Source organism: Pseudomonas sp. Pseusp9 (assembly GCF_059491265.1).
Genome location: NZ_CP168500.1, coordinates 1,562,497 through 1,588,033, shown reverse-complemented (window position 1 = coordinate 1,588,033; position 25,537 = coordinate 1,562,497). Strand labels below are relative to the sequence as shown.

The 25,537-nt window shown below is 61.0% G+C and carries 28 protein-coding genes; 14 read left to right on the top strand and 14 right to left on the bottom strand.

The window, feature by feature from the left end; genetic code table 11:
• Positions 1 to 48 precede the first annotated feature (48 nt).
• The 3 genes from ACEN8E_RS07155 to ACEN8E_RS07145 all read left to right on the top strand — a co-directional run bounded on the left by ACEN8E_RS07155 (position 49) and on the right by ACEN8E_RS07145 (position 1,735).
• A complete protein-coding gene (locus ACEN8E_RS07155; RefSeq protein WP_429370456.1) occupies positions 49 to 180 on the top strand; it encodes a hypothetical protein in 132 nt (43 codons plus the stop codon).
• A 70-nt stretch (positions 181 to 250) separates the two neighbouring features.
• Positions 251 to 436 (top strand): hypothetical protein, encoded by a 186-nt coding sequence (locus tag ACEN8E_RS07150; protein ID WP_495592004.1) that lies wholly within the window; start codon positions 251 to 253, stop codon positions 434 to 436.
• Between the two features lie 99 nt (positions 437 to 535).
• On the top strand, positions 536 to 1,735 hold the full coding sequence (locus tag ACEN8E_RS07145) for an MFS transporter (RefSeq protein WP_495592003.1): 1,200 nt from the start codon (positions 536 to 538) through the stop codon (positions 1,733 to 1,735).
• On the opposite strand, the gene arfB is transcribed toward ACEN8E_RS07145, so the two are convergent.
• The 7 genes from arfB to ACEN8E_RS07110 form a co-directional block, all read right to left on the bottom strand.
• Positions 1,732 to 2,145, bottom strand: coding sequence for an alternative ribosome rescue aminoacyl-tRNA hydrolase ArfB (gene arfB / locus ACEN8E_RS07140; RefSeq protein ID WP_008021374.1), 414 nt, complete (start codon positions 2,143 to 2,145; stop codon positions 1,732 to 1,734). The two genes, ACEN8E_RS07145 and arfB, sit on opposite strands and share 4 nt — an antisense overlap.
• 136 nt (positions 2,146 to 2,281) lie before the next feature.
• Positions 2,282 to 3,703, bottom strand: coding sequence for an amino acid permease (locus ACEN8E_RS07135; RefSeq protein WP_495592002.1), 1,422 nt, complete (start codon positions 3,701 to 3,703; stop codon positions 2,282 to 2,284).
• A gap of 841 nt (positions 3,704 to 4,544) precedes the next feature.
• Positions 4,545 to 5,756, bottom strand: coding sequence for a 23S rRNA pseudouridine(2605) synthase RluB (gene rluB / locus ACEN8E_RS07130; protein WP_495592001.1), 1,212 nt, complete (start codon positions 5,754 to 5,756; stop codon positions 4,545 to 4,547).
• 293 nt (positions 5,757 to 6,049) lie between these two features.
• Positions 6,050 to 7,027 carry an SMC-Scp complex subunit ScpB gene (gene scpB / locus ACEN8E_RS07125; protein WP_495592000.1) on the bottom strand — a complete coding sequence of 326 codons (978 nt, stop codon included), beginning with the start codon at positions 7,025 to 7,027 and terminating at the stop codon, positions 6,050 to 6,052.
• An 11-nt stretch (positions 7,028 to 7,038) separates the two neighbouring features.
• Entirely contained in the window at positions 7,039 to 7,857 is an 819-nt protein-coding gene (locus ACEN8E_RS07120; protein WP_007984128.1) for a segregation and condensation protein A, read from the bottom strand.
• Positions 7,858 to 8,487, bottom strand: coding sequence for an L-threonylcarbamoyladenylate synthase (locus tag ACEN8E_RS07115; protein WP_495591999.1), 630 nt, complete (start codon positions 8,485 to 8,487; stop codon positions 7,858 to 7,860).
• 13 nt (positions 8,488 to 8,500) lie between these two features.
• A complete protein-coding gene (locus tag ACEN8E_RS07110; RefSeq protein ID WP_495591998.1) occupies positions 8,501 to 9,364 on the bottom strand; it encodes a PHP domain-containing protein in 864 nt (287 codons plus the stop codon).
• 87 nt (positions 9,365 to 9,451) lie between these two features.
• Here ACEN8E_RS07110 and ACEN8E_RS07105 point away from each other — a divergent pair, with 87 nt between their 5' ends.
• The 6 genes from ACEN8E_RS07105 (at position 9,452) to ACEN8E_RS07080 (ending at position 13,808) form a co-directional block, all read left to right on the top strand.
• Positions 9,452 to 10,048, top strand: a complete 597-nt coding sequence (locus ACEN8E_RS07105) for a septation protein A (RefSeq protein ID WP_495591997.1) — start codon at positions 9,452 to 9,454, stop codon at positions 10,046 to 10,048.
• Between the two features lies 1 nt (position 10,049).
• Positions 10,050 to 10,349 (top strand): YciI family protein, encoded by a 300-nt coding sequence (locus ACEN8E_RS07100; RefSeq protein WP_008021382.1) that lies wholly within the window; start codon positions 10,050 to 10,052, stop codon positions 10,347 to 10,349.
• Between the two features lie 122 nt (positions 10,350 to 10,471).
• A complete protein-coding gene (locus ACEN8E_RS07095) occupies positions 10,472 to 10,885 on the top strand; it encodes an SH3 domain-containing protein (RefSeq protein WP_495591996.1) in 414 nt (137 codons plus the stop codon).
• A gap of 7 nt (positions 10,886 to 10,892) precedes the next feature.
• Positions 10,893 to 11,570 (top strand): response regulator transcription factor, encoded by a 678-nt coding sequence (locus ACEN8E_RS07090; RefSeq protein ID WP_495591995.1) that lies wholly within the window; start codon positions 10,893 to 10,895, stop codon positions 11,568 to 11,570.
• A gap of 256 nt (positions 11,571 to 11,826) precedes the next feature.
• A complete protein-coding gene (locus ACEN8E_RS07085; RefSeq protein ID WP_495591994.1) occupies positions 11,827 to 12,276 on the top strand; it encodes a Spy/CpxP family protein refolding chaperone in 450 nt (149 codons plus the stop codon).
• Positions 12,277 to 12,464: 188 nt separating this feature from the next.
• Positions 12,465 to 13,808: a sensor histidine kinase gene (locus tag ACEN8E_RS07080; RefSeq protein WP_495591993.1), complete on the top strand. Its 1,344-nt coding sequence runs from the start codon at positions 12,465 to 12,467 to the stop codon at positions 13,806 to 13,808.
• Between the two features lie 107 nt (positions 13,809 to 13,915).
• On the opposite strand, the gene ACEN8E_RS07075 is transcribed toward ACEN8E_RS07080, so the two are convergent.
• Entirely contained in the window at positions 13,916 to 14,482 is a 567-nt protein-coding gene (locus ACEN8E_RS07075) for an NAD(P)H nitroreductase (RefSeq protein ID WP_495591992.1), read from the bottom strand.
• Positions 14,483 to 14,603: 121 nt separating this feature from the next.
• Between ACEN8E_RS07075 and ACEN8E_RS07070 the strand changes: the two genes are divergently transcribed.
• Complete coding sequence (locus tag ACEN8E_RS07070) at positions 14,604 to 16,058, top strand: TrkH family potassium uptake protein (protein ID WP_429370481.1); 1,455 nt, start codon at positions 14,604 to 14,606, stop codon at positions 16,056 to 16,058.
• Here the strand turns inward: ACEN8E_RS07070 and ACEN8E_RS07065 are convergent.
• On the bottom strand, positions 16,015 to 17,076 hold the full coding sequence (locus ACEN8E_RS07065) for an AraC family transcriptional regulator (RefSeq protein ID WP_495591991.1): 1,062 nt from the start codon (positions 17,074 to 17,076) through the stop codon (positions 16,015 to 16,017). The genes ACEN8E_RS07070 and ACEN8E_RS07065 overlap by 44 nt on opposite strands.
• Positions 17,077 to 17,236: 160 nt before the next feature.
• Between ACEN8E_RS07065 and ACEN8E_RS07060 the strand changes: the two genes are divergently transcribed.
• Both ACEN8E_RS07060 and ACEN8E_RS07055 read left to right on the top strand, forming a co-directional pair.
• Positions 17,237 to 17,548: an Mpo1-like protein gene (locus ACEN8E_RS07060; RefSeq protein ID WP_495591990.1), complete on the top strand. Its 312-nt coding sequence runs from the start codon at positions 17,237 to 17,239 to the stop codon at positions 17,546 to 17,548.
• Positions 17,549 to 17,576: 28 nt separating this feature from the next.
• A complete protein-coding gene (locus ACEN8E_RS07055; RefSeq protein ID WP_495591989.1) occupies positions 17,577 to 18,167 on the top strand; it encodes an HD domain-containing protein in 591 nt (196 codons plus the stop codon).
• A 142-nt stretch (positions 18,168 to 18,309) separates the two neighbouring features.
• On the opposite strand, the gene ACEN8E_RS07050 is transcribed toward ACEN8E_RS07055, so the two are convergent.
• Positions 18,310 to 19,125: a UDP-2,3-diacylglucosamine diphosphatase gene (locus tag ACEN8E_RS07050; RefSeq protein WP_495591988.1), complete on the bottom strand. Its 816-nt coding sequence runs from the start codon at positions 19,123 to 19,125 to the stop codon at positions 18,310 to 18,312.
• A 134-nt stretch (positions 19,126 to 19,259) separates the two neighbouring features.
• On the opposite strand from ACEN8E_RS07050, the gene ACEN8E_RS07045 reads away from it, so the two are divergent.
• Complete coding sequence (locus ACEN8E_RS07045) at positions 19,260 to 20,024, top strand: helix-turn-helix transcriptional regulator (RefSeq protein WP_495591987.1); 765 nt, start codon at positions 19,260 to 19,262, stop codon at positions 20,022 to 20,024.
• Between the two features lie 71 nt (positions 20,025 to 20,095).
• Positions 20,096 to 20,989 (top strand): DMT family transporter, encoded by an 894-nt coding sequence (locus tag ACEN8E_RS07040; RefSeq protein ID WP_495591986.1) that lies wholly within the window; start codon positions 20,096 to 20,098, stop codon positions 20,987 to 20,989.
• On the opposite strand, the gene ACEN8E_RS07035 is transcribed toward ACEN8E_RS07040, so the two are convergent.
• From ACEN8E_RS07035 to recQ, 4 genes are all read right to left on the bottom strand, one after another.
• The gene (locus ACEN8E_RS07035; RefSeq protein WP_495591985.1) at positions 20,983 to 21,270 is read right to left on the bottom strand and encodes an Rdx family protein; all 288 of its coding nucleotides are present in this window, start codon (positions 21,268 to 21,270) and stop codon (positions 20,983 to 20,985) included. The genes ACEN8E_RS07040 and ACEN8E_RS07035 overlap by 7 nt on opposite strands.
• Before the next feature lie 33 nt (positions 21,271 to 21,303).
• Positions 21,304 to 22,506 carry a type IV pilus assembly protein FimV gene (locus ACEN8E_RS07030; RefSeq protein ID WP_495591984.1) on the bottom strand — a complete coding sequence of 401 codons (1,203 nt, stop codon included), beginning with the start codon at positions 22,504 to 22,506 and terminating at the stop codon, positions 21,304 to 21,306.
• 128 nt (positions 22,507 to 22,634) lie between these two features.
• Positions 22,635 to 23,069 carry a MarR family transcriptional regulator gene (locus ACEN8E_RS07025; protein WP_150724407.1) on the bottom strand — a complete coding sequence of 145 codons (435 nt, stop codon included), beginning with the start codon at positions 23,067 to 23,069 and terminating at the stop codon, positions 22,635 to 22,637.
• A 119-nt stretch (positions 23,070 to 23,188) separates the two neighbouring features.
• The gene (gene recQ / locus ACEN8E_RS07020; protein WP_495591983.1) at positions 23,189 to 25,315 is read right to left on the bottom strand and encodes a DNA helicase RecQ; all 2,127 of its coding nucleotides are present in this window, start codon (positions 25,313 to 25,315) and stop codon (positions 23,189 to 23,191) included.
• Positions 25,316 to 25,537: the final 222 nt, after the last annotated feature.

The window sequence follows — 25,537 nt, the reverse complement described above, 5'->3', positions numbered from 1 at the left end:
AGCGCGGATCTACCAGATCTATCAACAGACTTAGCGAGGAGCGCAACCATGCACGAGATTCCCAATCTCCCCTTCCCAAGCCTGCACGTACCTGAGCAGACGCCCACGCAGCAAGCCGGAGCCCGACAGCCCGAGCCGAAAGAAGCCACTGACAGCCGCAAGGCTGACCGCAAAGACTGAAACACCCGCCGTACAGACCGTGTGGAAAGCGCTAACATGCGCTTTCCACACTGCCTGAAAGAACCTGACCATGACCGACGAATTCAGCGAAGCACAGGCCAGCGTCCTGATCGGCACTGCCGAGAAAATGATCGAAATCTGGAATCGCCTCTCCCCCGAGAAACAAGCCGCTTTGCTCGCCCGCTTCGGCAGCGAAGAAAATGCGCTGGCCGCCCTGGTCACCACGCAACTGGTCGCTCCCGTCAAACCTGAGTGACATCTCCCGGCAAATAGTTTTACTTTTTCATAACCTGCGACCGTCCACACCGCTATCATAAGCAGCCTATCTATCCTGCTTTACCGTGGACCTTTACCCATGCCTGAAAACCAGCGCCCCCTGGCGGTCACGCTGCAAGTTGTTTCCATCGTCCTTTTCACCTTCATCGGCTACCTGAACATCGGCATTCCCCTGGCCGTATTGCCCGGTTACGTCCACAGCGACCTGGGCTTCGGCGCGGTGATCGCGGGCCTGGTGATCAGCGTGCAATACCTGGCCACTCTGCTCAGCCGCCCCTATGCCGGGAAGATCATCGACAACAAGGGCAGCAAACTGGCAGTGATGTATGGCCTGGCCGGTTGCGGCCTGAGCGGTGTGTTCATGTTGATCTCGGCCTGGACCCAGAGCCTGCCGACCTTGAGTCTGATCAGCCTGTTGATCGGCCGCCTGGTGCTCGGCAGCGCGGAAAGCCTGGTGGGCTCGGGCTCGATCGGCTGGGGTATCGGCCGGGTCGGTGCAGCGAACACCGCCAAGGTCATCTCCTGGAACGGTATCGCCAGCTACGGCGCACTGGCCGTCGGCGCGCCTCTGGGCGTGTTGATCGTCCATCAACTGGGCTTGTGGAGCATGGGCGTCAGCATTGTCTTGCTGGCCGTGCTCGGCCTGCTGCTGGCCTGGCCGAAAACCGCCGCGCCGATCGTTGCCGGTGAGCGCCTGCCGTTCATGCACGTGCTCGGGCGAGTCTTCCCCCACGGCTGTGGCCTGGCCCTCGGCTCCATCGGTTTTGGCACCATCGCCACCTTCATCACCCTGTATTACGCCACGCGACACTGGGATAACGCCGTGCTGTGCCTGAGCCTGTTCGGTGCCTGTTTCATCGGCGCGCGCCTGCTGTTCGGCAACCTGATCAACCGCCTCGGCGGCTTTCGCGTCGCCATTGCCTGCCTGTCAGTGGAAACCCTGGGATTGCTGTTGCTGTGGCTGGCACCGGACGCGCATTGGGCGCTGGCGGGTGCGGCGCTGAGCGGCTTCGGTTTTTCGCTGGTGTTTCCGGCACTCGGAGTGGAAGCGGTCAACCTGGTACCGGCCTCCAGCCGTGGCGCAGCCGTTGGCGCCTATTCGCTGTTCATCGACCTGTCGCTAGGGATCACCGGACCGGTCGCCGGGGCCATTGCGGCCGGGTTCGGTTTCGCTTCGATTTTCCTGTTCGCCGCCCTTGCCGCGTTGAGCGGATTGACGCTGAGCGTTTACCTGTACCGGCAGGCACCGAAGCAACGCGAGGCACGGGACGCCGGTTAAAAGTCGACCTTGCCGCGCCCAGCCTTGATGTTGCCGCGCTTGCTCTTGGATTCGAGGCGACGGGTCTTCGAGCCGAGGGTCGGCTTGGTCGGACGGCGCTTCTTCTCGACCTTGGTGGCACTGAGGATCAACTCGGTCAGCCGCAACAGCGCATCGGCGCGGTTCTGCTCCTGCGTCCGGTACTGCTGGGCCTTGATGATCAACACACCGTCACTGGTGATGCGGCTGTCGCGCAGTGCCAGCAGCCGCTCCTTGTAGAACTCGGGCAAGGACGACGCCGGAATGTCGAAGCGCAGGTGCACGGCACTGGAGACTTTGTTGACGTTCTGCCCACCCGCCCCTTGGGCGCGAATGGCCGTCAATTCGATCTCGGCATCCGGCAGATGCACGTTGTTGGAAATCACCAGCATGGAAAAGCGTCCGTGTTCAGAGTGTGCAGGATACCGCGAAAGGGGTAATCCACATGCGCTCCCACAGGGATTTGTGTGGGCCATGAAAACAACAAACCCGGCACATGGCCGGGTTTGTTGTTACTGCGCTCTGCGTTTACTTCACCGAAGCGCCGGCAGCGTGCATGACCTGTTGCGCACTGCGCTTGTTCTTGATGCCGTAGCACACCCACATGAACACGATCCACACCGGAATCGCGTACACCGATTGATTGATCCCGGGAATCAACAGCATCACGCCGAGGATGAACACCACGAACGCCAGGCAGATGAAGTTGCCGTACGGATACCACAAGGCCTTGAACAGCGGCGTCTGGTTGGTCTTGTTCATGTGCTGGCGGAACTTGAAGTGCGAGAAGCTGATCATCGCCCAGTTGATCACCAGGGTGGCCACCACCAGCGACATCAGCAGTTCCAGCGCATTTTGCGGCATCAGGTAGTTCAGCAGTACCGCGATCAGGGTCACTGCCGCCGAAGCCAGGATCGAACGCACCGGCACGCCGCGCTTGTCGATCTTCGCCAGGCCTTTGGGCGCATCGCCCTGCTCGGCCATGCCCAGCAGCATGCGGCTGTTGCAGTAGGTGCCGCTGTTGTACACCGACAGGGCAGCGGTCAGGACCACGAAGTTGAGGATGTGCGCAGCGGTGTTGCTGCCCAGCATCGAGAACACCTGCACGAACGGGCTGCCGCTGTAGGAATCACCGGAAGCGTTCAGGGTCGTCAGCAGGCTGTCCCACGGGGTCAACGACAGCAGGATGACCAGTGCACCGATGTAGAAAATCAGGATCCGATAAATCACCTGGTTGATGGCTTTCGGGATCACGGTTTTCGGCTTGTCGGCCTCGGCTGCGGTGAAACCGAGCATTTCCAGGCCGCCGAAGGAAAACATGATGAAGGCCATGGCCATTACCAGACCGCTGACGCCGTTCGGGAAGAAGCCGCCATGGGACCACAGGTTGCTCACCGCTGCTTGCGGGCCGCCATTGCCGCTGACCAGCAGATAGCTGCCCAGGGCAATCATGCCGACGATTGCCACGACCTTGATGATCGCGAACCAGAACTCGGCCTCTCCGAACACCTTGACGTTAGCCAGGTTGATCGCGTTGATCAGCACGAAGAAGGCAGCGGCAGATACCCAGGTCGGGATGTCCGGCGCCCAGTAGTGGATGTACTTGCCGACGGCCGTCAGCTCGGACATGCCTACCAGAATGTACAGGATCCAGCAGTTCCAGCCCGACAGGAAACCGGCAAAGCCGCCCCAGTAGGTGTGCGCGAAGTGACTGAAGGAGCCGGCCACCGGGTCTTCGACGATCATTTCGCCCAGTTGGCGCATGATCAGGAACGCAATGAAGCCGCAGATGGCGTAGCCGAGGATCATCGACGGACCGGCGGACTTCAGTACCCCGGCCGAGCCGAGGAACAAGCCGGTACCGATCGCGCCACCGAGGGCGATCAATTGAATGTGGCGATTTTTCAGGCCGCGTTTCAGCTCGCCTGATTGCGGGTGTTGTCCACTCATGAAAAGGGTCTCACGCAAGGTTTGATAATGTTCAGTAGACGTTGCTGCTCAGGAAATCCGTTAAGCGGCACCGATCAAACCCCAGCGCAAGCACCAGGAGTTCAGCGTATTTACAACGGTCATGCGTCACCTGTTTGTTTTTATCTGTGACGAAATCGGACCCGACACGCTCGTGACGTGGCGGAGTGAACAAGGCGGATAGCCTTGAGGTTTGCGCAGATGCGCAGGAGGTCACAGGTAAAACGCGGCGCATTGTACACCTGTAACCCCCTGCTGCCAGACCCGCTGGACAAGCGTGTCTATGGCCGGGATTGCCTGTGTCCGCCCCGAGAGGTTCGGGCGGCTGCAAAAAATGGGTCAGATCCTTGCGGATCATCGACGGGAAAGGCAGGAAAACCGCCTCTCGCAGAGAGATGGAAACGGATTGTGGCGTTCATTGCGCCTCCTTTTTGTTATGCACCTGCACGACAGGCATGGCGCGCATAACACCCTGCATGGAGCAGTGAAACAAGCGGGCCAGAGCGTTGAGAGCAGGAGCGAAAGACAACTGAGCGGAAGAATTTTCTTACAGTTGCCGAGAGATAACGAATCCACAGGGTTAATCGATGGATTTCGTCAGGTTTTCTTTACGCGGCGTAATTCTGGCTTTCCACTTCGGACATCCCGGTGCAGCGACTGACGCCTTCGCGAGCAGGCTCGCTCCCACTTACTGCGAAACAACCCGATCTCCTGTGGGAGCGAGCCTGCTCGCGAAGGCGGCCCCCAAAACGACACAGACATAAAGCCCGGCAAAAAAAAACGCCAACCCTAAGGTTGGCGTTTTTATGAAGCGCTCAGCCGATTATTCCGGCTTGCGCCGACCAAAGCCAGGACGCTGGCCGGAACCGGCCGGTGCGCCACGGCGCTTGCCCGATGGCGTGTCACCGTCGACCAGCTTGATCCCCGGACGCTTCGGCGCAGGTTTGGCCGGACGCTTGGTGTCGACCGGACGATCGGCTACCGGCGTACCACGACCTTCGCCACGCTCAGTACGGCCATTGGCCGGACGTGGCGTACGCGGACCGCGTTCGCCGTCCTGACGCGCTGCAGGCTTGCGACCTGGACGCTCGCCTTCGATCTGCGGCTCGCGGTTTTCACGCGGGGCTGCAGGTCCACCATTCGCTGGACGCAGGGTGCGTACACGTTCGGTCCTGGCCATCGGCCGCGAAGACTTGCGCTGCATCCGGTCGAGCTTGTCCTTGCTCTTGGCGTTCAGTTGCGGCATGGCCACCGGGGTCAGGCCGACTTCCGCGCTGAGGACGTCGACTTCGTACTGGCTCATTTCGCGCCAGCGGCCCATCGGCAGGTCAGAGTTGAGGAACACCGGACCGAAACGCACGCGCTTCAGACGGCTGACCACCAGGCCCTGGGATTCCCACAGGCGACGGACTTCGCGGTTACGACCTTCCATCACCACGCAGTGGTACCAGTGGTTGAAACCTTCGCCGCCCGGTGCCTGCTGGATGTCGGTGAAACGCGCCGGGCCGTCTTCGAGGACAACACCGGCCTTCAGGCGCTCGATCATCTCGTCATCGACTTCACCGCGCACACGCACGGCGTACTCGCGATCCATCTCGAAGGACGGGTGCATCAAGCGGTTGGCCAGTTCACCGTCGGTGGTGAACATCAGCAAACCGGTGGTGTTGATGTCGAGGCGGCCAATGTTGATCCAGCGACCTTCCTTCGGCTTCGGCAATTTGTCGAACACGGTTGGCCGGCCTTCCGGGTCAACACGGGTGCAGATCTCGCCATCGGGCTTGTTGTACATGATCACGCGGCGGACCGATTCGGCGGCCTCTTCGCGCTTGATCACCTTGCCATCGATGGTGATGGCGTCGTGCATGTCGACGCGCTGGCCAAGGGTGGCGTCTTTGCCGTTGACCTTGATGCGGCCATGGCTGATCCAGGCTTCCACGTCACGGCGCGAGCCGACGCCGATACGGGCGAGGACTTTCTGCAGTTTTTCGCCTGCTGGGCCGATTGGCTGGTCGTCTTGCTGGTCTTTGATACTCATCTGGGCACCTCCCGGTGTGGTCTGAAAACGGGGTACTTTGGCGAAGGGATCGCCGAAGGGTCGCGAATCATACGCGCATGAGGGCGTTTGCGCATCAGAGACTAGCTGATCGATGCAAGGTTATTTGCTTTTCCGCCGGCCGGTGGTTCGCAGCTGGCTTGCAAACACAAAACCCTGTGGGAGCGAGCCTGCTCGCGAATGCAGTGGATCAGGCAGCAAGGATGTTGACTGACACTCCGTCTTCGCGAGCAGGCTCGCTCCCACAGGGGGTCTCACAGTTATCAGGATTCGTATCAGTCTTCGAACTGGCGGCGTTCTGCTTCGATGGCTTCCGCCAGGGCCTGGGCCTCGGCCTCTTCGTCCGACAGCTCTGGCTCAGGCTTCGGCTGTTCGAGGGCTGCCACGGCGGCCAAGAGCTTTTCCCGGGCTTCGGCAACGCCGAGGATGTCGTCTTCCTGCTCCGGCTCGTCTTCAGGCTCGGGCTCCGGCTCGGTCTGCGCAACGCCGGATTCCGGCTCATTCGGCTCCGGTGCCAAGTCGGTCGGGAACTCGGCCCCATCACGCAACAAATCGTCGAAGTCGGTCTTGAGCCCCTCCTCCATGCTGTCCAGCTCCAGCAACAGCGTGTGGAAACTGGTTTCTTCCTTCGGCTCTTCCGGCTCGGCGCTGGCGTCGGCCAACGCTTGCAGACCGGCGGGTACGGGGGCGTCGTCGAAATCGAGTACCGGGTCCGGTTCCAGCTCGCGCAGTTCCGCCAGCGGCGGCAGGTCGTCGAGGTTTTTCAGGTTGAAGTGATCGAGAAATGCCTTGGTGGTGGCGAACATCGCCGGTTTGCCGGGTACGTCACGGTAGCCGACGATGCGGATCCACTCGCGCTCCATCAGCGTCTTGACGATGTTGCTGTTGACCGCCACGCCCCGCACGTCTTCGATTTCGCCCCGGGTGATCGGCTGGCGATAGGCGATCAAGGCCATGGTTTCCAGCATGGCACGGGAATACCGCTGCGGGCGCTCTTCCCACAGACGCCCGACCCACGGCGCAAATTTCTCGCGAATTTGCAGGCGATAGCCCGAAGCCACTTCCTTCAGTTCAAAGGCGCGGCCGTCGCAGGACTTCTCCAGAATCGCCAGGGCCTTCTTGAAGACCGGCGGCTCGGGGCGCTCGCCTTCTTCGAAGAGTTCGAACAGGCTTTCCAGAGATTGCGGCTTTCCCGAGGCCAACAGAAAGGCTTCAAGCAATGGTGCCAGCTCGCGGGGTTCAGTCAGGTTCATGATTCAACTCGTTATTCGGCTCGGGCTCGCACGTGGATCGCGGCAAATGGCTCATTCTGCACCAGCTCGACCAGGGATTCCTTGACCAATTCAAGGATCGCCATAAAGGTCACCACCACGCCCAGGCGCCCTTCTTCAGCGGTAAACAGCTCGACAAACGGCACGAAACCACCGCCCTTGAGGCGTTCCAGCACATCGCTCATGCGTTCGCGGGTCGACAACGCCTCGCGGCTGACCTGATGGCTTTCGAACATGTCGCCTCGACGCAACACCTCGGCCATGGACAGCAGCAACTCGGACAGGCGCACGTCCGGCAGCAGCTTGCGTGCACGGGCTTCCGGGGCGTCAAGCTTGGGCACCACCACATCGCGACCGACGCGACTCAGGCCATCGATGCCTTCGGCGGCAGCCTTGAAACGCTCGTATTCCTGCAAGCGACGGATCAGTTCGGCGCGCGGGTCTTCCTCTTCGTCTTCGACGGTTTCGGCCCGAGGCAACAGCATCCGCGACTTGATCTCCGCGAGCATCGCGGCCATCACCAGGTACTCGGCGGCCAATTCCAGACGCACCGACTGCATCAACTCGACGTAGCCCATGTACTGGCGAGTGATTTCCGCCACCGGGATATCGAGGATGTTGATGTTCTGTTTGCGGATCAGGTACAGCAGCAGGTCAAGCGGGCCTTCGAACGCCTCGAGGAAGACCTCGAGGGCATCCGGCGGGATGTACAGGTCCAGCGGCATTTCCATGACCGCCTGGCCATAGACCATGGCGAAGGGCAGCTCCTGCTGGGCTCCGGCCTGACTGTCGACGGGTTCTACTGCGGACATCTAGGCCTCGATCATGAACGGCGCAGGGTCGCCGCAACCAACGCGAATGACTTCCGGCTCGCCGTCGGCGAGGTTGATCACGGTGGACGCCTTGATCCCGCCGAAACCACCGTCGATGATCAGATCGACCTGGTGTTCGAGCAGTTGGCGCATTTCGTAAGGGTCGGTCATCGGGTCGGTGTCGGGCGGGATGATCAGGGTCACGCTCATCAGCGGCTCGCCCAGTTCTTCGAGCAGCGCAAGGGCGATCGGATGGCTGGGTACCCGCAGGCCGATGGTGCGTTTTTTCGGGTGCAGCAACAGCCGCGGCACTTCACGGGTGGCATTGAGAATAAACGTATAGGGCCCCGGCAGATGGGCCTTGAGCAAACGAAACAGTCCAGTGTCGATCTTGGCGAACAGGCCCAGTTGCGACAGATCGCTGCAAATCAGCGCGAAGTTGTGCTTTTCGTCCAGCCCGCGCAAACGTCGCACACGCTCCACAGCCACTTTGTCGCCGATCTGGCAACCAATGGCGTAGGAAGAGTCCGTGGGATAAATCACCACCCCGCCCTTGCGGATGATCTCGACCGCCTGTTTGATCAGGCGCGCTTGCGGGTTTTCCGGATGAATCTGGAAAAATTGACTCACATTCTCTACCTGTTCAGACGGCGGCAATAACTGGGTCATGTTTGAATCGACACCATAGTGGTGGCAGATCCTCAGGGAGTGGCCGGTATTCACCGATTTCCGACCAGCCTCCCGGGCCATGAAAATCACTGCCGGCACTGACCAGCAGACCGAATTCGCGGGCCAGAATGGCCAGGCTGCCCACTTGCTCGGCAGGCTGATAACCATTGACCACTTCGATGGCGTGGCCCCCTGCTTGAATATAGTCGGCAATCAGGCGACGACGTTTGCTTCGGGTGAATTCGTAGTGCCAGGGGTGTGCCAGGCTGACCCAGGCCTGGGCCGCGCGCAGGGTTTCGACGGTTTCTTCCAGGGTCGGCCAGTGCTGCTTGACGTCGCCCAGCTTGCCGGCACCCAACCATTTGCGGAACGCCTCGGCGCGGTCTTTGACGAAACCTTCACGCACCATCCAGTCGGCAAAATGTGGGCGGGCCGGCGCATTACCGCTGTCGCCCAGCTCCTGCTGGATCTCGCGGGCGCCTTCCAGCGCCCCCGGCATGCCCTTCAATGCCAGTTTGCGGCTGATTTCCTCGGAGCGCAGCCAACGGCCATCATGCAATTTGGCGATCGCCTCGACCAACGGCGCGGCGTTCACGTCAAAACCGTAGCCCAGGACATGAATGGTTGCGCCGCCCCAGGTGCAGGACAATTCGACGCCATTGACCAGTTGCATCCCCAGCGCGGTAGCCGCGTGCCGGGCCTCGTCGAGGCCTTCAAGGGTGTCGTGATCGGTCAAGGCCAGGACTTGCACGCCCTTCTCGAACGCCCGCGCCACCAGAACCGCAGGCGCCAGGGCGCCATCGGAGGCCGTGCTATGGCAGTGCAAATCAACATTCACAGGGCTTTGTAACCTCAAATCAGCTGGCGCTATCGCGCGCCCATATGTTTGTTATTATGCCGCCACATCCTGCTTCTGGCTGCCACTGTGAAACAATTCATCGATTTCATCCCGCTCCTGCTGTTTTTCATCGTCTTCAAAACCGATCCACGGGTCGTCGACTTCGCCGGCCATGAGTTCACTGTAGGCGGAATTTACAGCGCCACCGCGATGTTGATCGTCAGCTCCCTGGTGGTCTACGGCGCTCTGTTCATCAAACAGCGCAAGCTGGAGAAGAGCCAGTGGCTGACCCTGATCGCCTGCCTGGTCTTCGGCAGCCTGACCCTGGCGTTCCATAGCGAGACGTTCCTGAAGTGGAAAGCTCCGGTGGTCAACTGGCTGTTCGCCCTGGCGTTCATCGGCAGCCACTTCGTCGGTGACAGCCTGCTGATCAAGCGCATCATGGGCCACGCGCTGACCTTGCCGGAGCCGGTCTGGACGCGCCTGAACATCGCCTGGATCGTCTTCTTCCTGTTTTGCGGCGCCGCCAACCTGTTTGTCGCGTTCACCTTCCAGAGCTACTGGGTCGACTTCAAGGTCTTCGGCAGCCTGGGCATGACTTTGCTGTTCCTGGTCGGCCAGGGCATCTACCTGTCCCGCCATCTGCACGATGCCGACACCACTACGCCAAAAACCGAGGACTGACATGCTTTACGCAATCATTGCCACAGACGTCGCCAACTCCCTGGAAGCCCGCCTGGCCGCACGGCCTGCGCACCTGGAGCGCCTGCAAGCGCTCAAGGGCGAAGGTCGCATCGTATTGGCCGGCCCGCACCCGGCGGTCGACAGCAATGATCCGGGCGCGGCGGGTTTCACCGGCAGCCTGATCGTTGCCGAGTTCGACTCCCTGAGCGCCGCCCAGGCCTGGGCAGACGCTGATCCGTACATCGCCGCGGGCGTCTACGCCAACGTTCTGGTGAAGCCGTTCAAGCAAGTCCTGCCGTAAATTTTTCCCCGTAATGCCCCCACGCGATGAACCTTGTCGGTTCATCGCGTTCTCAATCGCTCATTATTCTCGTTTGCCGGCCGACAACCTGCCCAATACTCGTATTGGAATCAGGAGTCGCGATGCGCAAGGGTCCGTTGTGTCTGATGTTGGTCACGTTGTCGGTCGTGGCGCCCGCCCACGGTGAAGAAAACGCCGAGGGTGGAAACTCGACCCCGCTTTCCTTGAGCGCCGGCAGCCAGATCACCGAGTTGCAGCAACGCTTGAAAGAAAGCGAACGGCAACGGGAAGAACTGAACAAACAACTGCAAACTGCCGATGGCGAACGCGAAAGCCCGCTACTGGCCCGGTTGCGCCAGGAGAACCAGCGTTTGAAGCTGCAACTCAAGGAAGCCCAGGCCAGCAGTCCGCTGCCGCGCCTGCTGACTGACCAGCAACAATGGTTTGTCGTTGGCGCCGGGGTAGCGCTATTGGCTCTGCTCTGCGGTATCTTCGCCAGTGGAGCAAGTCGAAAACGTCGACAATGGCTAAATTGAGTGAGTCATGAGCGAGCTGTTACTGATTGATGATGACCAGGAGCTGTGTGAGCTCCTGAGCAGTTGGCTGAGCCAGGAAGGGTTTCAGGTGCGCGCCTGTCACGACGGTCAGAGCGCACGCCGCGCGCTGGCCGAAACCGCGCCCGCAGCCGTGGTGCTGGATGTGATGCTGCCCGATGGCAGCGGGCTGGAACTGCTCAAGCAGTTGCGCAGCGATCACCCGGATTTGCCGGTGCTGATGCTTTCGGCACGGGGCGAGCCCCTGGACCGGATCCTCGGCCTGGAACTGGGCGCCGACGATTACCTGGCCAAGCCCTGCGATCCACGGGAACTGACCGCCCGCCTGCGCGCGGTCTTGCGTCGCAGCCACCCGGCTGCGGTGTCCAGCCAGATGGAACTGGGGGACCTGTGTTTCAGCCCGGTGCGCGGGGTGGTCAGCATCGACGAGCAGGAGTTCACCCTCACCATTTCCGAAAGCCGCCTGCTCGAAGCCCTGCTCAAGCAACCCGGCGAGCCCCTGGACAAACAGGAACTGGCGCAGATCGCCCTCGGCCGCAAGCTGACCCTGTACGACCGCAGCCTGGACATGCACGTCAGTAACCTGCGCAAGAAGATCGGCCCACACCCCGATGGCCGCCCGCGCATCGTCGCCCTGCGCAGCCGCGGTTATTACTACAGCTTGTAGGAGCAGCCGGTCGACGCTCGATCGCTCGCGATGGACTCACAGTCAGCGCGTTTTTCCAGACAGCACGCGTAATCGTTCAACTCCATCGCGAGCGAGCTCGCTCCTACAGTCAATCAGCCATTCGCCCGGACGTTTTGTCAGGATCGCTGAAAACCGTCTTTACCCAAGCTTTACGCTCCGCTGACCGCCGCTGACCTTGACCTGCGTAATCTGTACTCATCCGGAACGTACCGGGAACGAGACAAGGAGATACACCATGCGCAAGACTCTTATCGCTCTGATGTTCGCTGCTGCCCTGCCGACCGTTGCCATGGCCATGCCTGAAGGCACAGGCCCGATGGACGGACCGATGGACGGATCGCGTCACGGCGGTCAGATGCACGGCATGCACGGCAAGGGCCCGTACAGTCAACTGGACCTGAGCCGCGAACAGCGCGAGCAGATCCGCAAGATCATGGGCGAGCAGATGCACGAACGTAAGCAACTGGTCGAGAAGTACCTGGAGAAACTCTCGCCAGCCGACCAGAAAGCCTTGAAAGATGAAATGATGGCCAAGCACCAGAAAGCCGAAGCTGACGTGCGCGCCGTACTGAAACCGGATCAACAGAAGAAATTCGACGAGATCCAGAAAAAACAGGCTGAACGTCGCGCCGAATGGGCTGAGTTCAAAGCCTGGAAAGCGCAACAACCGCAAAAAGCGCAATAATGTGCTGACCCAGGACCCGACGGCTGAACACCGTCGGTGTCTGACACCACACCAATCCTGTAGGAGCGAGCTTGCTCGCGATTGACGTCAACGATAACGCGCGGCATCAGGCGGCACGTGTCGTCCATTCGTTTTTCGCGAGCAAGCTCGCTCCTACATAGAGGGTTACGTTCGCTTGAGGATTTTCCGTGCGTTCATTGTTCTGGCGTATCCTGGCCAGCTTCTGGCTGGCCATCGCTCTGGTTGCAGGGCTTTCCATTCTGCTCGGACACATGCTCAACCAGGACGCATGGATTCTCAGCCGTCACCCGGGCCTCAACACGCTGGCCGAAGAGTGGACGCAAACCTACGAAAGCCAGGGCGAAGACGCCGCCCAGGACATTCTCCAGCAACGTAAACGCCAGTATCACATCGACGTTCAGGTGCTTAACGAAAGCGGCGATCCAGTCGTACGCGGCACCTTCCCGAAACGTGCGGCAGCCTTTGAGGCGCGCCAGAACAACGAAGACCGGCGCCTGCCATGGCGGCGTCTGACCGATGAATTCACCAGCGAAAAAACCGGCGACACCTACCTGTTCATCTACCGCATTCCACACCCGGAACTGAACGCCTGGCACCGCGAGAGCCTGCTCTGGCCACTCAGCGCACTGGGGATCGCCCTGGTGGTACTGACCCTGTTCAGCCTGCTGGTGACCTTTTCCATCACCCGCCCGCTCCGCCGCCTGCGCGGAGCGGTGCACGACCTGGGACAAACCGCTTATCAACAGAACAGCCTGGTCAAACTGTCCAACCGTCGCGACGAGTTTGGCGTGCTGGCCAACGACTTCAACCGCATGGGCGCGCGCCTGCAGAGCCTGATTGGCAGTCAGCGGCAATTGCTGCGGGATGTGTCCCACGAACTGCGTTCGCCCCTCGCCCGCCTGCGTATCGCGCTGGCGCTGGCCGAACGGGCCACCCCGCAGGAGCGGGAACAGCTCTGGCCGCGCCTGACCCGTGAGTGCGACCGGCTGGAGGCGCTGATCAGCGAAATCCTGGTGCTGGCCCGGGTCGACTCCGATAACGCCAGTGCCGAAGAGGTGGATCTGAATGCCTTGCTCAATACCCTGCAAAAGGATGCGCAACTCGGCTCACCCGAGCAACTCGTCCACCTCGAAGCCGAGTCGCAATTGAACCTGAAGGGCTGGCCGACCATGATCGAGCGGGCCGTCGACAATTTGCTGCGCAATGCCCAGCGCTTCAATCCGGAGGGAGGCCTGCCGATCGAAATGCAGGCGCTACGTCAGGGGGAGCGGATCGTCGTGACCGTGCGCGACCACGGGCCTGGGGTCAGTGCCGAACATTTGAACCAGCTCGGTGAGCCGTTCTATCGGGCACCGGGGCAGACAGCGGCCGGACACGGCCTGGGCCTGGCCATCGCCCGCCGCGCGGCGGAGCGACATGGCGGTAGCCTGGTGCTGGCCAATCACCCGGAGGGCGGGTTCATTGCCAGCCTTGAATTGCCGTTGGTGCCAGGGGCTGTCGTACAACCCTGACCCCTGTAGGAGCGAGCCTGCTCGCGAAAGCGGTAGGTCTGATACATCAATGCCGGATGTGTTGACCGCTTCGCGAGCAGGCTCGCTCCCACAGGAGAATGAGGGTGTCAGATCTTGCCAGGCCAGGCACTGACGAATTCGGCAAGGTCGACTTTCTCGGCCACGCGCGGCTCTTTCAGCGGCGTGCCCAGATACAGGAAAGCAATCACCTCTTCCCCCTCCGCCAGGCCAAGACCCTTGGCCACATGCGCCGAGTAAGCCAGGTCACCGGTACGCCACACCGCGCCAATGCCCTGCGCATAGGCCGCCAGCAAAATCCCGTGGGCCGCACAGCCCGCCGCCAGCAACTGCTCGGACTTCGGATACTTGACGTGATCCTGCAACCGCGCAATCACCACCACCACCAACGGTGCCCGCAGCGGACCATTGCGCGCCTTGTCGATGGCCGCTTCGCTGACTTCACTGTCCTGCAATTTCGCAGCTTCGGCCAGTAACTCGCCCATTTGCTCGCGCGCCGCGCCTTCCACCGTCAGGAAACGCCAAGGCTGCAGGTGACCGTGATCCGGGGCGCGCATGGCGGCGCCGAACAACACCTCGCGCTGCTCGGCAGTGGGTGCAGGGTCAATCAGTCGTGGAACGGAAACACGGTTGAGCAAAGCGTCGAGAGCCTGCATCGGCCACCTCCTGAAAAATTTGTGCGGCTATTCTAGCTGTAACTGCCGCAGCAGTGCCGGTTTACATGCCCTGTCTCGCGGGTAGAATGGCGCCCTTTCCCCTATCAGCCGAGCGGACCTCATGGCGTTGCCGACCTTACGGATCATTGGTTTCATCATCGGCATCTTCCTGATCACGCTGGCGATATCCATGGTCGTGCCCATGGCCACGCTGGTCATTTTCGACCGCACCGGCGACCTGCCGTCGTTCCTCTGGGCCAGCATGATCACCTTTGTCGCCGGTTTGGCCCTGGTGATTCCCGGTCGCCCGGAACACATTCACCTGCGCCCGCGGGACATGTACCTGCTGACCGTCAGCAGTTGGCTGGTGGTGTGCATCTTCGCCGCATTGCCGTTCCTGCTGACCCAGCACATCAGTTACACCGACTCGTTTTTCGAAAGCATGTCCGGCATCACCGCCACTGGTGCAACCGTGCTCAGCGGCCTGGACACCATGTCCCCCGGCATCCTGATGTGGCGCTCGTTGCTGCACTGGCTCGGCGGCATCGGCTTTATCGGCATGGCGGTGGCGATCCTGCCGCTGTTACGCATCGGTGGCATGCGGCTGTTCCAGACCGAATCGTCGGACCGCTCGGAAAAAGTCATGCCCCGCTCGCACATGGTGGCGCGGCTGATCGTGGCGACCTACGTCGGCATTACCATTGTCGGCAGCCTGGCATTCTGGTGGGCCGGGATGAGCCTGTTCGACGCCATCAACCATGCGATGTCGGCGATTTCCACCGGTGGTTTCTCCACCTCCGACCAGTCTTTGGCCAAGTGGCCGGAGCCTGCGGTGCATTGGGTCGCGATCGTCATCATGATTCTCGGTGCCCTGCCGTTCACCCTGTATGTCGCCACGTTGCGTGGTAACCGTCGGGCGCTGATCAAGGACGAACAGGTTCAAGGCCTGCTCGGCATGCTGTTGGTGACCTGGCTGGTGCTCGGCACCTGGTATTGGTGGACTACCCAGTTGCATTGGCTGGAGGCGTTGCGGCATGTGGCACTGAACGTGACGTCGGTCGTAACGACGACCGGTTTCGCACTGGGGGACTACAGCCTGTGGGGCAATTTCTCGCTGATGCTGTTCTTCTATCTGGGGTTTGTCGGCGGCTGTTCCGGCTCGACCGCAGGCGGCATCAAGATTTTCCGCTTCCAGGTGGCCTATATCCTGCTCAAGGCCAACCTTAACCAGCTGATTCACCCACGGGCGGTGATCAAACAGAAGTACAACGGTCACCGCCTCGACGAAGAAATCGTACGTTCGATCCTGACCTTTTCGTTCTTCTTTGCAATCACCATCTGCGTGATTGCGCTGCTGCTGTCGCTACTCGGCGTGGACTGGATGACCGCCCTCACCGGTGCCGCCAGTACCGTGTCCGGTGTCGGCCCGGGACTTGGCGAGACCATTGGCCCGGCGGGCAACTTCGCCACCCTGCCGGACGCCGCCAAGTGGATTCTCTCGTTCGGCATGTTGCTGGGCCGACTGGAGATCATTACGGTGTTTGTGCTGTGTATTCCGGCATTCTGGCGTCATTGACCGCTTCAGATGGCTGCAGCAGCCGCATCCTGTACTCGCCGGGTGTGGCAGCGAACCAGCGGCGGAAAGCGCGGAAGAAGTTGCTCGGATCGGCAAACCCCAACAAGTAGGCAATTTCCAGCAAGGTCATGGTCGGTTGCGCCAGGTACTGCTCGGCCAGCTCACGCCGTGTGTCGTCAAGCAACGCCTGAAAACTCGTGCCCTCCTCCTGCAAGCGCCGTTGCAAGGTGCGCTGGGAAAGGTGCAAGGCCTGCGCCACGGTGTCGCGCTTGGGCTCGCCCTGGGGCAACAGGCGGCACAACACCTGCCGTGCCTTGTGGGTCACGCGGCTTTCGGAAAAACGCGCCAGGTACTCGCCGGCAAAGCGGTCATGCAGCAATGCCATGGCCTCGTTGGCCGTTGGCAGTGGCGCTTCCATGTCAGCGCATTCGAATATCAGCGCATCGTATGGCGCATTGAACACCAGCGGTGCATGGAAGGCTTGCTTATAGGGTTCCAGATCGACCGGCTCGGCGCCTTGCAACAACACTTTGCGTGGATGCAGCGTACGCCCGGTCAACCAGCCGCACAGTGCCAGGGCACAGGCCATTGAAGCTTCGGCGCTTTGCCGGGTCGGCGGCAGATGGTCGCCATGTACCGTCAGAATCAGCGCGTAGCCTTCTTCCAGCAGCTTGAAACTCAGGTCGGCACTTTCGGCGATGATTCGCTGATAGCGCACCAGTCGCTGAAAGCCTTCGCCCAGGGTCTGGCTGGACATCAAGGCGTAACCCGCCACATGAAACTGCGCCGGGCGCACCACCTTGCCCATGTTCAGGCCGATGGCCGGGTTGCCGGACAGCTCGACCGCACGTTGCCACAGCCGTGTCATGGAATCCTGCGCAAAGCGCGCATCCGGATCATCCAGTGCCGCGTAGTCGAGCCCCAGCTGTTTGAACATTGCCCGGCAATCCAGGCCGTCCATCTCCAGCGCTTTGACAATCCCCATCGCCCAGCTTGCAGAAGTCGTTCGTTCGCTCATGGCGTTTTCTTACATGGTGAGCCGCGTGCTGCGACTATTGACCGAAGGATATTAAAGTGGCGCCTATTGTCACTGCCTGATGCCATTGATCACTCTAGACTCAAATAAGCTACCCGCAGCACAACTTGCCGTCAGAACAATAACCACAGAGATCGCAGTCGTGGAAAACATCAAACGCTTCAACAGCTTTGCCGAGTTTTACCCCTACTACCTCAGCGAGCACAGCAACATTACCTGCCGCCGCTTACACTTTATCGGCACGACACTGGTTATCTTGATTCTGGCTCTGACCATTGGTCGCGGGGCATGGATGCTGTTGTGGGCCTTGCCTGTGGCGGGCTACAGCTTTGCCTGGGCCGGGCATTTCTTCTTCGAGAAGAACCGCCCGGCAACGTTCCAACACCCCTTCTATAGCCTGCTCGGCGATTTTGTCATGTACCGGGACATGGTTCTGGGGCGCGTTCCGTTCTAGCCAACATCCGTCACAAGAGAAGTTGCCCATGAATGCCAATGCCCGCTTCACCCACATGAAGGACGGCACGCAGGAAGACTGGGCGATCATCGCCGCGGACTTCAGTGCCTACGCGCGACAATTGCCGACAAGGATCGTGTCGCACCTGAAGTTGCTGGAGGGTGATTTCGGTGGATTCCCGGTGGATCGCCTGACCCACTCCCTGCAAACCGCCACCCGCGCCTGGCGCGATGGTCGCGACGAAGAATACGTGGTCTGCGCCCTGCTCCATGACATCGGCGACACCCTGGGCTCCTACAACCACCCGGACATTGCGGCGGCGATCCTCAAGCCGTTCGTCAACGCCGAGAACTTGTGGATGGTGGAAAAGCACGGGATTTTCCAGGGCTACTACTTTTTCCATCACCTGGGCATGGATCGGCATCTGCGTGAGCAATTCCGCGACCATCCGCAGTACCACGCGACCGTCGAGTTCTGTGCCAGGTACGATGCGGCGGCGTTTGACCCGGCGTACGACACCCTGCCATTGAGCTTTTTCGAGCCGATGATGGAGCGGTTGTTTGCGCAACCAAGGAACTCGATCTACAAGGCGGCGATGGAAGATCACGCGTCGGCCTGAGTCATGTCGGGACCGCTGTGCGGTCCATCGCGAGCAGGCTCGCTCCCACAGGTTTTGCGGCATCCACAGATATTGTGTTCACCACAAATCTATTGTGGGAGCGAGCCTGCTCGCGAAGAGGCCAGCACAAACAGCGAATGACTCAGGCCAACTCGGCAACCCTGGCCGCCTTCAACTGCGCCTCACGGGCCTGGGCATCGGCCAGGCGATACAACTCGATCGAACCATCCCAGTGCTCGATCAGCGCGGTGCACGACTCCACCCAGTCGCCGCAATTGAGGTAGTCCACTTCGCCGACCTTGCGAATCTCGGCATGGTGAATGTGCCCGCACACCACGCCGTGCAGCTCGCGCTTGACGCATTCATGGGCGATGGCTTCTTCGAAGTCGCTGATGAAGCTGACCGCGGTTTTCACCTTGTGCTTGAGGTAGGCCGACAGCGACCAATAGCCGTAGCCATAGCGCGCGCGCCAATGATTGAGCCAGCGGTTGAGGGTCAGGGTGAATTCGTAGGCCGAGTCCCCCAGAAAGGCCAGCCAGCGATGGTAACGGGTGATCACATCGAACTGGTCGCCGTGAATAACCAGCAGGTGCCGACCGTCGGCAGTGACGTGCACGGCTTCGTCCACCAGATGGATATTGCCCAGAATCAGCTTCGAATAGCGGCGCAGGAATTCGTCGTGGTTGCCGGTGACGTAGATCACCTCGGTGCCGCGCTTGCTCATGGTCAACAGACGACGGATCACGTTGGTATGCGCTTGCGGCCAATACATGCCGCCGCGCAGTTTCCAGCCGTCGATGATGTCGCCGACCAGGTAGATCTTGTCTGCGTGGTAGCTCTTGAGAAACTGCGACAGGTGTTCAGCCTGACAATCCCGGGTGCCCAAATGCACGTCGGAAATCCATAAAGTCCGTACGCGTTGCTTACGGGTGGGTTTGGCGAGCTCGGCGCTGGTCATGGGCAACCCTCTGGCAAGTTTTGCCAAGTCTGGCCCGGTCCGGTTAATGCTCCATGACAGCGTCAAGTCAGTCCTGTGACAGCGCTGGCAGGCCCGCTCGGTGTAGACTGACGCCCTGAACCGGGAGACCTGCGATGAGACCGATCCTCACGCTTCGCCAATACAGCCACGACCTGATCGTCCACAGCCACGACCACGCGCAATTGGTGTTCGGGCTTTCGGGCGCCCTGGATTTCGAGGTCGATGGCCATGGCAGCCAGGTGGTCCAGCAGAGTTTCGTGGTGGTGCCCTCCGGAGCGCATCACGCTTGTGGCAGCGCCAATGGCAGCCGCTGCCTTGTGCTGGACGTACCGGACGAGCAATGGGTTGCCCAGTCATTGGGCGATCACGCCGAGTCCAGCCGACGCTTGCTCGACAATGCCGGCCGCCTGCCCCTGGACTCCGGGCAAAGCCAATTGGTCAGTTGGCTGGCGAACAGTCCGGTCGATGATCCGCTGATCGCACAACAAGGCGCGGTACTGCTACTGGCCAGTCTCAACAACGCCAGGCCTGACGCTATCGGCGGTCGGCGCCTGCCCTACGCCGCGCTGAATGCACACATCGATCAGTACGCGGCGTACCCGCTGCAAGTGGCCGACCTGGCCCGGGTGGCCGGCCTTTCCAGTGCCCGCTTGCATGCACGGTTCGTGGCCGAATGCGGGCAGACGCCGATGGACTACATCCGCAGCCGACGCCTGCACATCGCGGTGAGCTTGCTGCGCCAATCGGCACTGCCCATTGGCGAGATTGCCAGCCGCGTCGGCTACAGCTCCCAGAGTGCCTTCGCGGCGGCGGTATTGCGTGAGTTCGGGGCATCGCCCGGGAAACTGCGGCGCGAGGCTGGCGACAAAAAACGCTAGTTTGCCGACAGACTTCAGGGGCGATTACGCGCTTCAATGACGCCTCTGTTCGTTTGCCGTTAAGGATTGCGATGACTCCCCGTACTGCCCTTGGCGCCTTGCATATCGGCGCATTGATGTTTGGCCTGACCGGCGTGTTCGGCAAACTGGCTGTTGCGTCACCGGCGATCATCGTTTTCGGCCGGGCCGCTTTTGCCGTGCTCGCGCTGGCGTTTTTCGCACGGTTCGCCAGCCAGACGCGCTGGCAGAAACTCGAGGTCGTGGACTGGCGTCGACTGTTGCTCAGCGGCTTGTTGCTGGCCGGGCACTGGGTGAGTTTCTTCATTGCGGTGAAAGTCGCGGGCGTGGCGATTGCAACGCTCGGCTTCGCCAGCTTCCCGGCATTTACCGTGATCCTTGAAGGGTTGATCTTCCGCGAGCGCATTCGCGCCAATGAAATTGTGCTGGTGCTGCTGGTCAGTGTCGGGCTGGTACTGGTCACACCTGACTTCGATCTGGCCAGCGGCGCCACCACCGGCCTGCTGTGGGCCGTGAGTTCCGGGTTGCTGTTCGCCCTGCTGTCACTGACCAACCGTGCCAGCTCCGGGCGCGTCCCGCCCGTGCAGGCGGCGCTGTGTCAGAACGTGGTGGTTGCCCTGTGCCTGCTGCCGGTGGCGGCACCTCAATTGAGCGAAGTGCGCACCATCGACTGGCTGTGGATCGGTCTGCTCGGAGTGTTCTGTACCGGTGTCGCCCACAGCCTGTTCGTCGCCAGCCTCGCGGTGATCAAGGCACGCACTGCCGCCGTGGTGTTCGCCCTGGAGCCGGTCTACGGCATCACTGTCGCGTGGCTGCTGTTCAACGAAAACCCGACCCTGCGCATGTTGCTGGGTGGCGTGCTGATCATTGTGGCGATCGTGGTATCCAGCAGGTTCTCAAGCGGTTCAAGCAAGAAAGCCGTTACCGCCGAGGTTGCGTCTCACTGAGTGCGGTCGTTGTGCCCCAGGTCGCGGTCCGGGTCGATCTGGTCGCGGACCCGCTGCTTGAGTACTTTGGCCTCGGGGAAACCGCCGTCCGCCTTGCGCTCCCAGATCTGCACTGCGTCACAGTAGATATGAAAGACCCCGCCGGTGCCTGGCACCAGGGAGACTTTGCCCAGGTCATCACCAAAGGTGCTGAGCAGTTCCTGGGCCAGCCAGGCCGCGCGCAACAGCCATTGGCATTGCGTGCAATAAGTTATGACGATTTCCGGTTTGCCGGCGCTCATGATGGGACTTGACTCCAGAATTTGACGACGCCGCTATGATAGCCCGGCCGATGGCTGCCGAGTCGGCGGAACAGATAACGCCTCCAACTCGAACACAGGCTCGATCATGGCCAGGGCAGCCGACTGCTTGTTCTCGTTTGGGCTGATCACCTCCCAACTCGACGCCAGGGACAGCTCCTCCAGGTTGAGTTGGTACCCATCGTCAGTGGCGACCGGGATGCCATTATCGCTATCGACTCGCTCAAGCCCATCGCTGGCTGGCACCTTGTCGCGATGCACAGCGGGCGGTTGCGCGACGGGGGCCCACATCACTGGCTCGGTGAAGAGCTCAGCCAACGGCTCATGTGGCGACGGCAGCGCCTCTGACGTTGTCATCTGTTGCTGCTGGCGCCGGCGAACAAACCAGCCCGCCGCCAGTAACGCCACCAACGCTGACACGCCGGCAATCGGCAGCCAGCCAACACCTGGGGTTTCGACTATAGCCGGGGCTGGTGCCACTGCGTCGGAAACCATTGGTTGCGCCTTTACCTTCCTGAGCTCCGCAAGCTGGGTTTGCAGCTCGGCCAACTGTTTTTTCTGGCCGGCGATCAGCTCATCCTGGCGTTGAAGCTTCGTGTTGAGCTCATCGACAGTGGTTTGCAATGGATCGTTTTGCAGGGTACTGGCGGCCAGTTGTTCGACAGCCGGATCAGCCACGGGGACATCCGCTTCTGCCGTTGCCCTTGCCACGGGTGACTGAGGTACGGCCGGTTGTACACGGGGGAATGCAGACGCAGGGGAACTGAAAAGCGGTTCATCGCTGGCCGGAACGACGCCCGGCGAGCCTGGCGGATCGATCAGTACCGTGTACTCGCGCAACAATCGACCGTTGGGCCGATTGAGCTGCACAAGGAAATTGAGGAACGGTTCACTGACCGGCTTGCTGGACGTCACCTGGATCAAGCGGCGGCTACCGCGCAGGATCGGAGTGAACCTCAGGTTGTCGAGAAAAACTGCCCGGTCGACTCCGGCACGACTGAACTCGTCTGCCGTTGCCAGGCTCACCGATAGCTCGTTCTCCTCAAGGCCAGTCGCATCCACCAGTGCGATATCGGCACGCAGCGGTTGATTCAGCGCCGAATGCAGGGTGATTTCACCCAGACCCAGCGCGGGTGTCCATGCCGAGTAAGTGACCGCGGCCCCGGCCAGCAACCACTTTGAACCACCGCGTAAAACCAGTCGCCAACACTTGAGCATGAGCATCCTTGAGATCTACAGAAACCATCCGCACGGGTTCGTACATCCGTTACGAACACGATATTGCCGAGTAGTTCTTATAGTTCGCCCAATGCACTATCTCAAAAAAACTGGCAGTCGGTTATGCCTCAGGATTTTTCAAGGTTGCCCAGGATGTGCCCGTGAACGCGCATGCACACCTTCAAGTCTGCCTCATCGACGCCTTCGAACAGTTCGTGACGCAGTTGCGTGGCAATGGTTTCAATTTGTTCGATCAAGGGGCGCGCCGGCGCGCAGAGAACGATTTTCTTCGCCCGGCGGTCTTCCAGCACGGCCTGACGTTGCACCAGCCCCTGGCTTTCCAGGCTGTCGAGCAAACGGGCCAGGGTCGGGCCTTCGACGCCGACGCTTTGTGCCAGCTCACGCTGGGTGGGTGCTTCATCGAAACGCGCCAGGTGCAGCAACACCAGCCAGCGCGCCTGGGACAAGCCCATACCCGCCAGCCGGCGGTCCAGTTCGGCACGCCAGCCGCGGGACATCTGGGCCAACTGCATGCCAAAGCGGTGTTGATCGGTTAACGGCATAAAACACTCATGATCAGACTGAAATAAATTAAAACTAATTATTAGTCAGCTAAGCATGAGCCTCGACTTGAGGCAAGACCTGATCTGTAGTGAATCGTTACATCAGCACTACAGATGTCTCAAATCTCGAATTCCGACTGCAGGGCAGCCCGAACGCAGTACAAAACCCCTTCCGGTACCCGACCCGCGAACAGCGCAGCGATCTCGGAAACCGGCGGCAACTCGCCTTCGCCGTCGAGGAAAGCGTCCTGGACTTCCCCCATCAGATCTTCAGGCAGATCCAGCGCCTGTTCCAACGACAGCTGCTGCTTGCCGATTGCCTCGGCCAGCATGGTGTAGACGTTCTTTTCCGAGCACTGCAACTGACCGGCGATCTGCACCGGCGTCATGCCGGCCCGCGCCAGAGTGATCAGTTCGTGACGCACGTCGGCCACCACTTTCGGCGCCTCGACCTGGCCGCCGAGCACTTCGAGGAAGGCCTCGCCATAACGCTCCAGCTTGCGCGCGCCGACGCCGCTGACCCGGGCCATTTCCGCCAGCGAGGTCGGCTGGCTGCGGAGCATTTCCAGCAAGGTCGAGTCGGGAAAAATGACGTACGGCGGCACACCATGTTCCTCGGCGAGCTTGCGCCGCAGGGCACGCAAGGCCTCCCATTGCTCGCGCTCTTCGCCGCGGACCAGTTGGCTTGCCTGGCTCTTGCTGCTTTTCGCCACGGTTTGCGCCTTGAGATCGCGACGCAGTTCCAGGGTCACCTCGCCCTTGAGCAGCGGCCGGCAACTGTCGCTCAGGCGCAGGCCGCCGTAGCCTTCGAGATCGATGTCAGCCAGACCACGGGCCACCAGCTGGCGAAACAACGAACGCCATTCGCCCTCAGCCATCGCCTTGCCGACACCAAACACCGAGAGGTGCTGATGGCCGATGTTGCGGATTTTTTCGTTGTCCTTGCCCAGCAACACATCCACCAGGTGTCCGACGCCATAGCGCTGACCGGTGCGGTAGATCGCCGACAGCGCCTGACGCGCAGGCTCGGTGGCATCCCAGGTCTGCACTCCGTCGACGCAGTTGTCGCAATGACCGCATGGCTCGGGCATGTCTTCGTCGAAATAGGCCAGCAGCGTTTGCCGGCGACAGCGGGTTTCTTCACAGAGTGAGAGCATGGCATCGAGCTTGTGTTGCTCCAGGCGCTTGTGTCGCTCATCACCTTCGGAGTTCTGCAGCATCTGCTTGAGCATCACCACGTCTTGCAGCCCGTAGGCCATCCAGGCGTCTGCCGGCAGGCCGTCACGGCCGCCACGACCGGTTTCCTGGTAGTAAGCCTCAAGGGATTTCGGCAAATCGAGGTGCGCGACAAAACGCACGTTGGGCTTGTCGATGCCCATGCCGAACGCCACCGTCGCAACCATGATCAGGCCTTCCTCGTTGAGGAAACGCTTCTGATGGTAGGCCCGCAGATCGTTGGGCAGGCCGGCGTGGTACGGCAGCGCCGGGAAACCTTGCTCGCTGAGGAATGCGGCGACTTCCTCGACTTTCTTGCGCGACAGGCAATACACGATGCCCGCATCGCTACGGCGTTCGGCCAGGAACGCCAGCAACTGCTTGCGCGGCTGCTCCTTGGGCACGATGCGATAAAAGATGTTCGGCCGGTCGAAACTCGACAGGAAGCGCTCGGCGTCTTGCAGGTGCAGCCGGGTGACGATTTCTTCGCGGGTACGCTTGTCGGCCGTGGCGGTCAGGGCGATGCGCGGCACGTCGGGGAACATTTCCGCCAACTGGCCCAGTTGCAGGTATTCCGGACGGAAATCGTGGCCCCATTGCGACACGCAGTGTGCTTCGTCGATGGCGAACAAGGCGATGTTCAGCCCTTGCAGAAATGACAGCATGCGCGGCTGGACCAGGCGTTCCGGCGCCAGGTAGAGCATTTTCACTTCACCACGACGGATGCGGGCGGCGAGGTCGCGCTGCTGCTCGGCGCTGAGGGTGGAGTTCAATGCGGCGGCCGCTACACCCAGCTCTTCGAGGGTGGCGACCTGATCGTCCATCAGCGCGATCAGCGGCGAGACCACCACCGCCAGGCCTTCGCGCAGCAGCGCCGGAACCTGGAAGCACAGGGATTTGCCACCACCGGTAGGCATCAGGACCAGGGCATCGCCGCCACTGGCCACGCGCTCAATGATTGCACCCTGGCGGCCACGGAAACTGTCGTAGCCGAAGATGTCCTTGAGGACGCGTTGAGCCTGTTCGAGCATAAAAACTCCAAAAATCACCGAAACATCCCTGCAAGGCTGGTTCAGAACCCGCAATGCTGCACCAACAAATCGTAAGTGCGCATTGCATGTCGCTTCACATTTCAGCCGTGACGCCAGCAGGGCATCACAAAACGCGCGAGTATACCCGAGCCCTGTCCGGCAAAGGGTGCCGCTGATAAGACACGCAATCCAACCCCACATTTGCCATGCGGCTGGCCCAAG

Bases quoted from the DNA above. Each gene is read 5' to 3' on its own strand.
- ACEN8E_RS07155 (WP_429370456.1), top strand. From the start codon at position 49: ATGCACGAGATTCCCAATCTCCCCTTCCCAAGCCTGCACGTACCTGAG.
- ACEN8E_RS07150 (WP_495592004.1), top strand. From the start codon at position 251: ATGACCGACGAATTCAGCGAAGCACAGGCCAGCGTCCTGATCGGCACT.
- ACEN8E_RS07145 (WP_495592003.1), top strand. From the start codon at position 536: ATGCCTGAAAACCAGCGCCCCCTGGCGGTCACGCTGCAAGTTGTTTCC.
- arfB (WP_008021374.1), bottom strand. From the start codon at position 2,145: ATGCTGGTGATTTCCAACAACGTGCATCTGCCGGATGCCGAGATCGAA.
- ACEN8E_RS07135 (WP_495592002.1), bottom strand. From the start codon at position 3,703: ATGAGTGGACAACACCCGCAATCAGGCGAGCTGAAACGCGGCCTGAAA.
- rluB (WP_495592001.1), bottom strand. From the start codon at position 5,756: ATGAGTATCAAAGACCAGCAAGACGACCAGCCAATCGGCCCAGCAGGC.
- scpB (WP_495592000.1), bottom strand. From the start codon at position 7,027: ATGAACCTGACTGAACCCCGCGAGCTGGCACCATTGCTTGAAGCCTTT.
- ACEN8E_RS07120 (WP_007984128.1), bottom strand. From the start codon at position 7,857: ATGTCCGCAGTAGAACCCGTCGACAGTCAGGCCGGAGCCCAGCAGGAG.
- ACEN8E_RS07100 (WP_008021382.1), top strand. From the start codon at position 10,050: ATGCTTTACGCAATCATTGCCACAGACGTCGCCAACTCCCTGGAAGCC.
- ACEN8E_RS07095 (WP_495591996.1), top strand. From the start codon at position 10,472: ATGCGCAAGGGTCCGTTGTGTCTGATGTTGGTCACGTTGTCGGTCGTG.
- ACEN8E_RS07090 (WP_495591995.1), top strand. From the start codon at position 10,893: ATGAGCGAGCTGTTACTGATTGATGATGACCAGGAGCTGTGTGAGCTC.
- ACEN8E_RS07085 (WP_495591994.1), top strand. From the start codon at position 11,827: ATGCGCAAGACTCTTATCGCTCTGATGTTCGCTGCTGCCCTGCCGACC.
- ACEN8E_RS07075 (WP_495591992.1), bottom strand. From the start codon at position 14,482: ATGCAGGCTCTCGACGCTTTGCTCAACCGTGTTTCCGTTCCACGACTG.
- ACEN8E_RS07070 (WP_429370481.1), top strand. From the start codon at position 14,604: ATGGCGTTGCCGACCTTACGGATCATTGGTTTCATCATCGGCATCTTC.
- ACEN8E_RS07065 (WP_495591991.1), bottom strand. From the start codon at position 17,076: ATGAGCGAACGAACGACTTCTGCAAGCTGGGCGATGGGGATTGTCAAA.
- ACEN8E_RS07055 (WP_495591989.1), top strand. From the start codon at position 17,577: ATGAATGCCAATGCCCGCTTCACCCACATGAAGGACGGCACGCAGGAA.
- ACEN8E_RS07050 (WP_495591988.1), bottom strand. From the start codon at position 19,125: ATGACCAGCGCCGAGCTCGCCAAACCCACCCGTAAGCAACGCGTACGG.
- ACEN8E_RS07045 (WP_495591987.1), top strand. From the start codon at position 19,260: ATGAGACCGATCCTCACGCTTCGCCAATACAGCCACGACCTGATCGTC.
- ACEN8E_RS07040 (WP_495591986.1), top strand. From the start codon at position 20,096: ATGACTCCCCGTACTGCCCTTGGCGCCTTGCATATCGGCGCATTGATG.
- ACEN8E_RS07035 (WP_495591985.1), bottom strand. From the start codon at position 21,270: ATGAGCGCCGGCAAACCGGAAATCGTCATAACTTATTGCACGCAATGC.
- ACEN8E_RS07030 (WP_495591984.1), bottom strand. From the start codon at position 22,506: ATGCTCAAGTGTTGGCGACTGGTTTTACGCGGTGGTTCAAAGTGGTTG.
- ACEN8E_RS07025 (WP_150724407.1), bottom strand. From the start codon at position 23,069: ATGCCGTTAACCGATCAACACCGCTTTGGCATGCAGTTGGCCCAGATG.
- recQ (WP_495591983.1), bottom strand. From the start codon at position 25,315: ATGCTCGAACAGGCTCAACGCGTCCTCAAGGACATCTTCGGCTACGAC.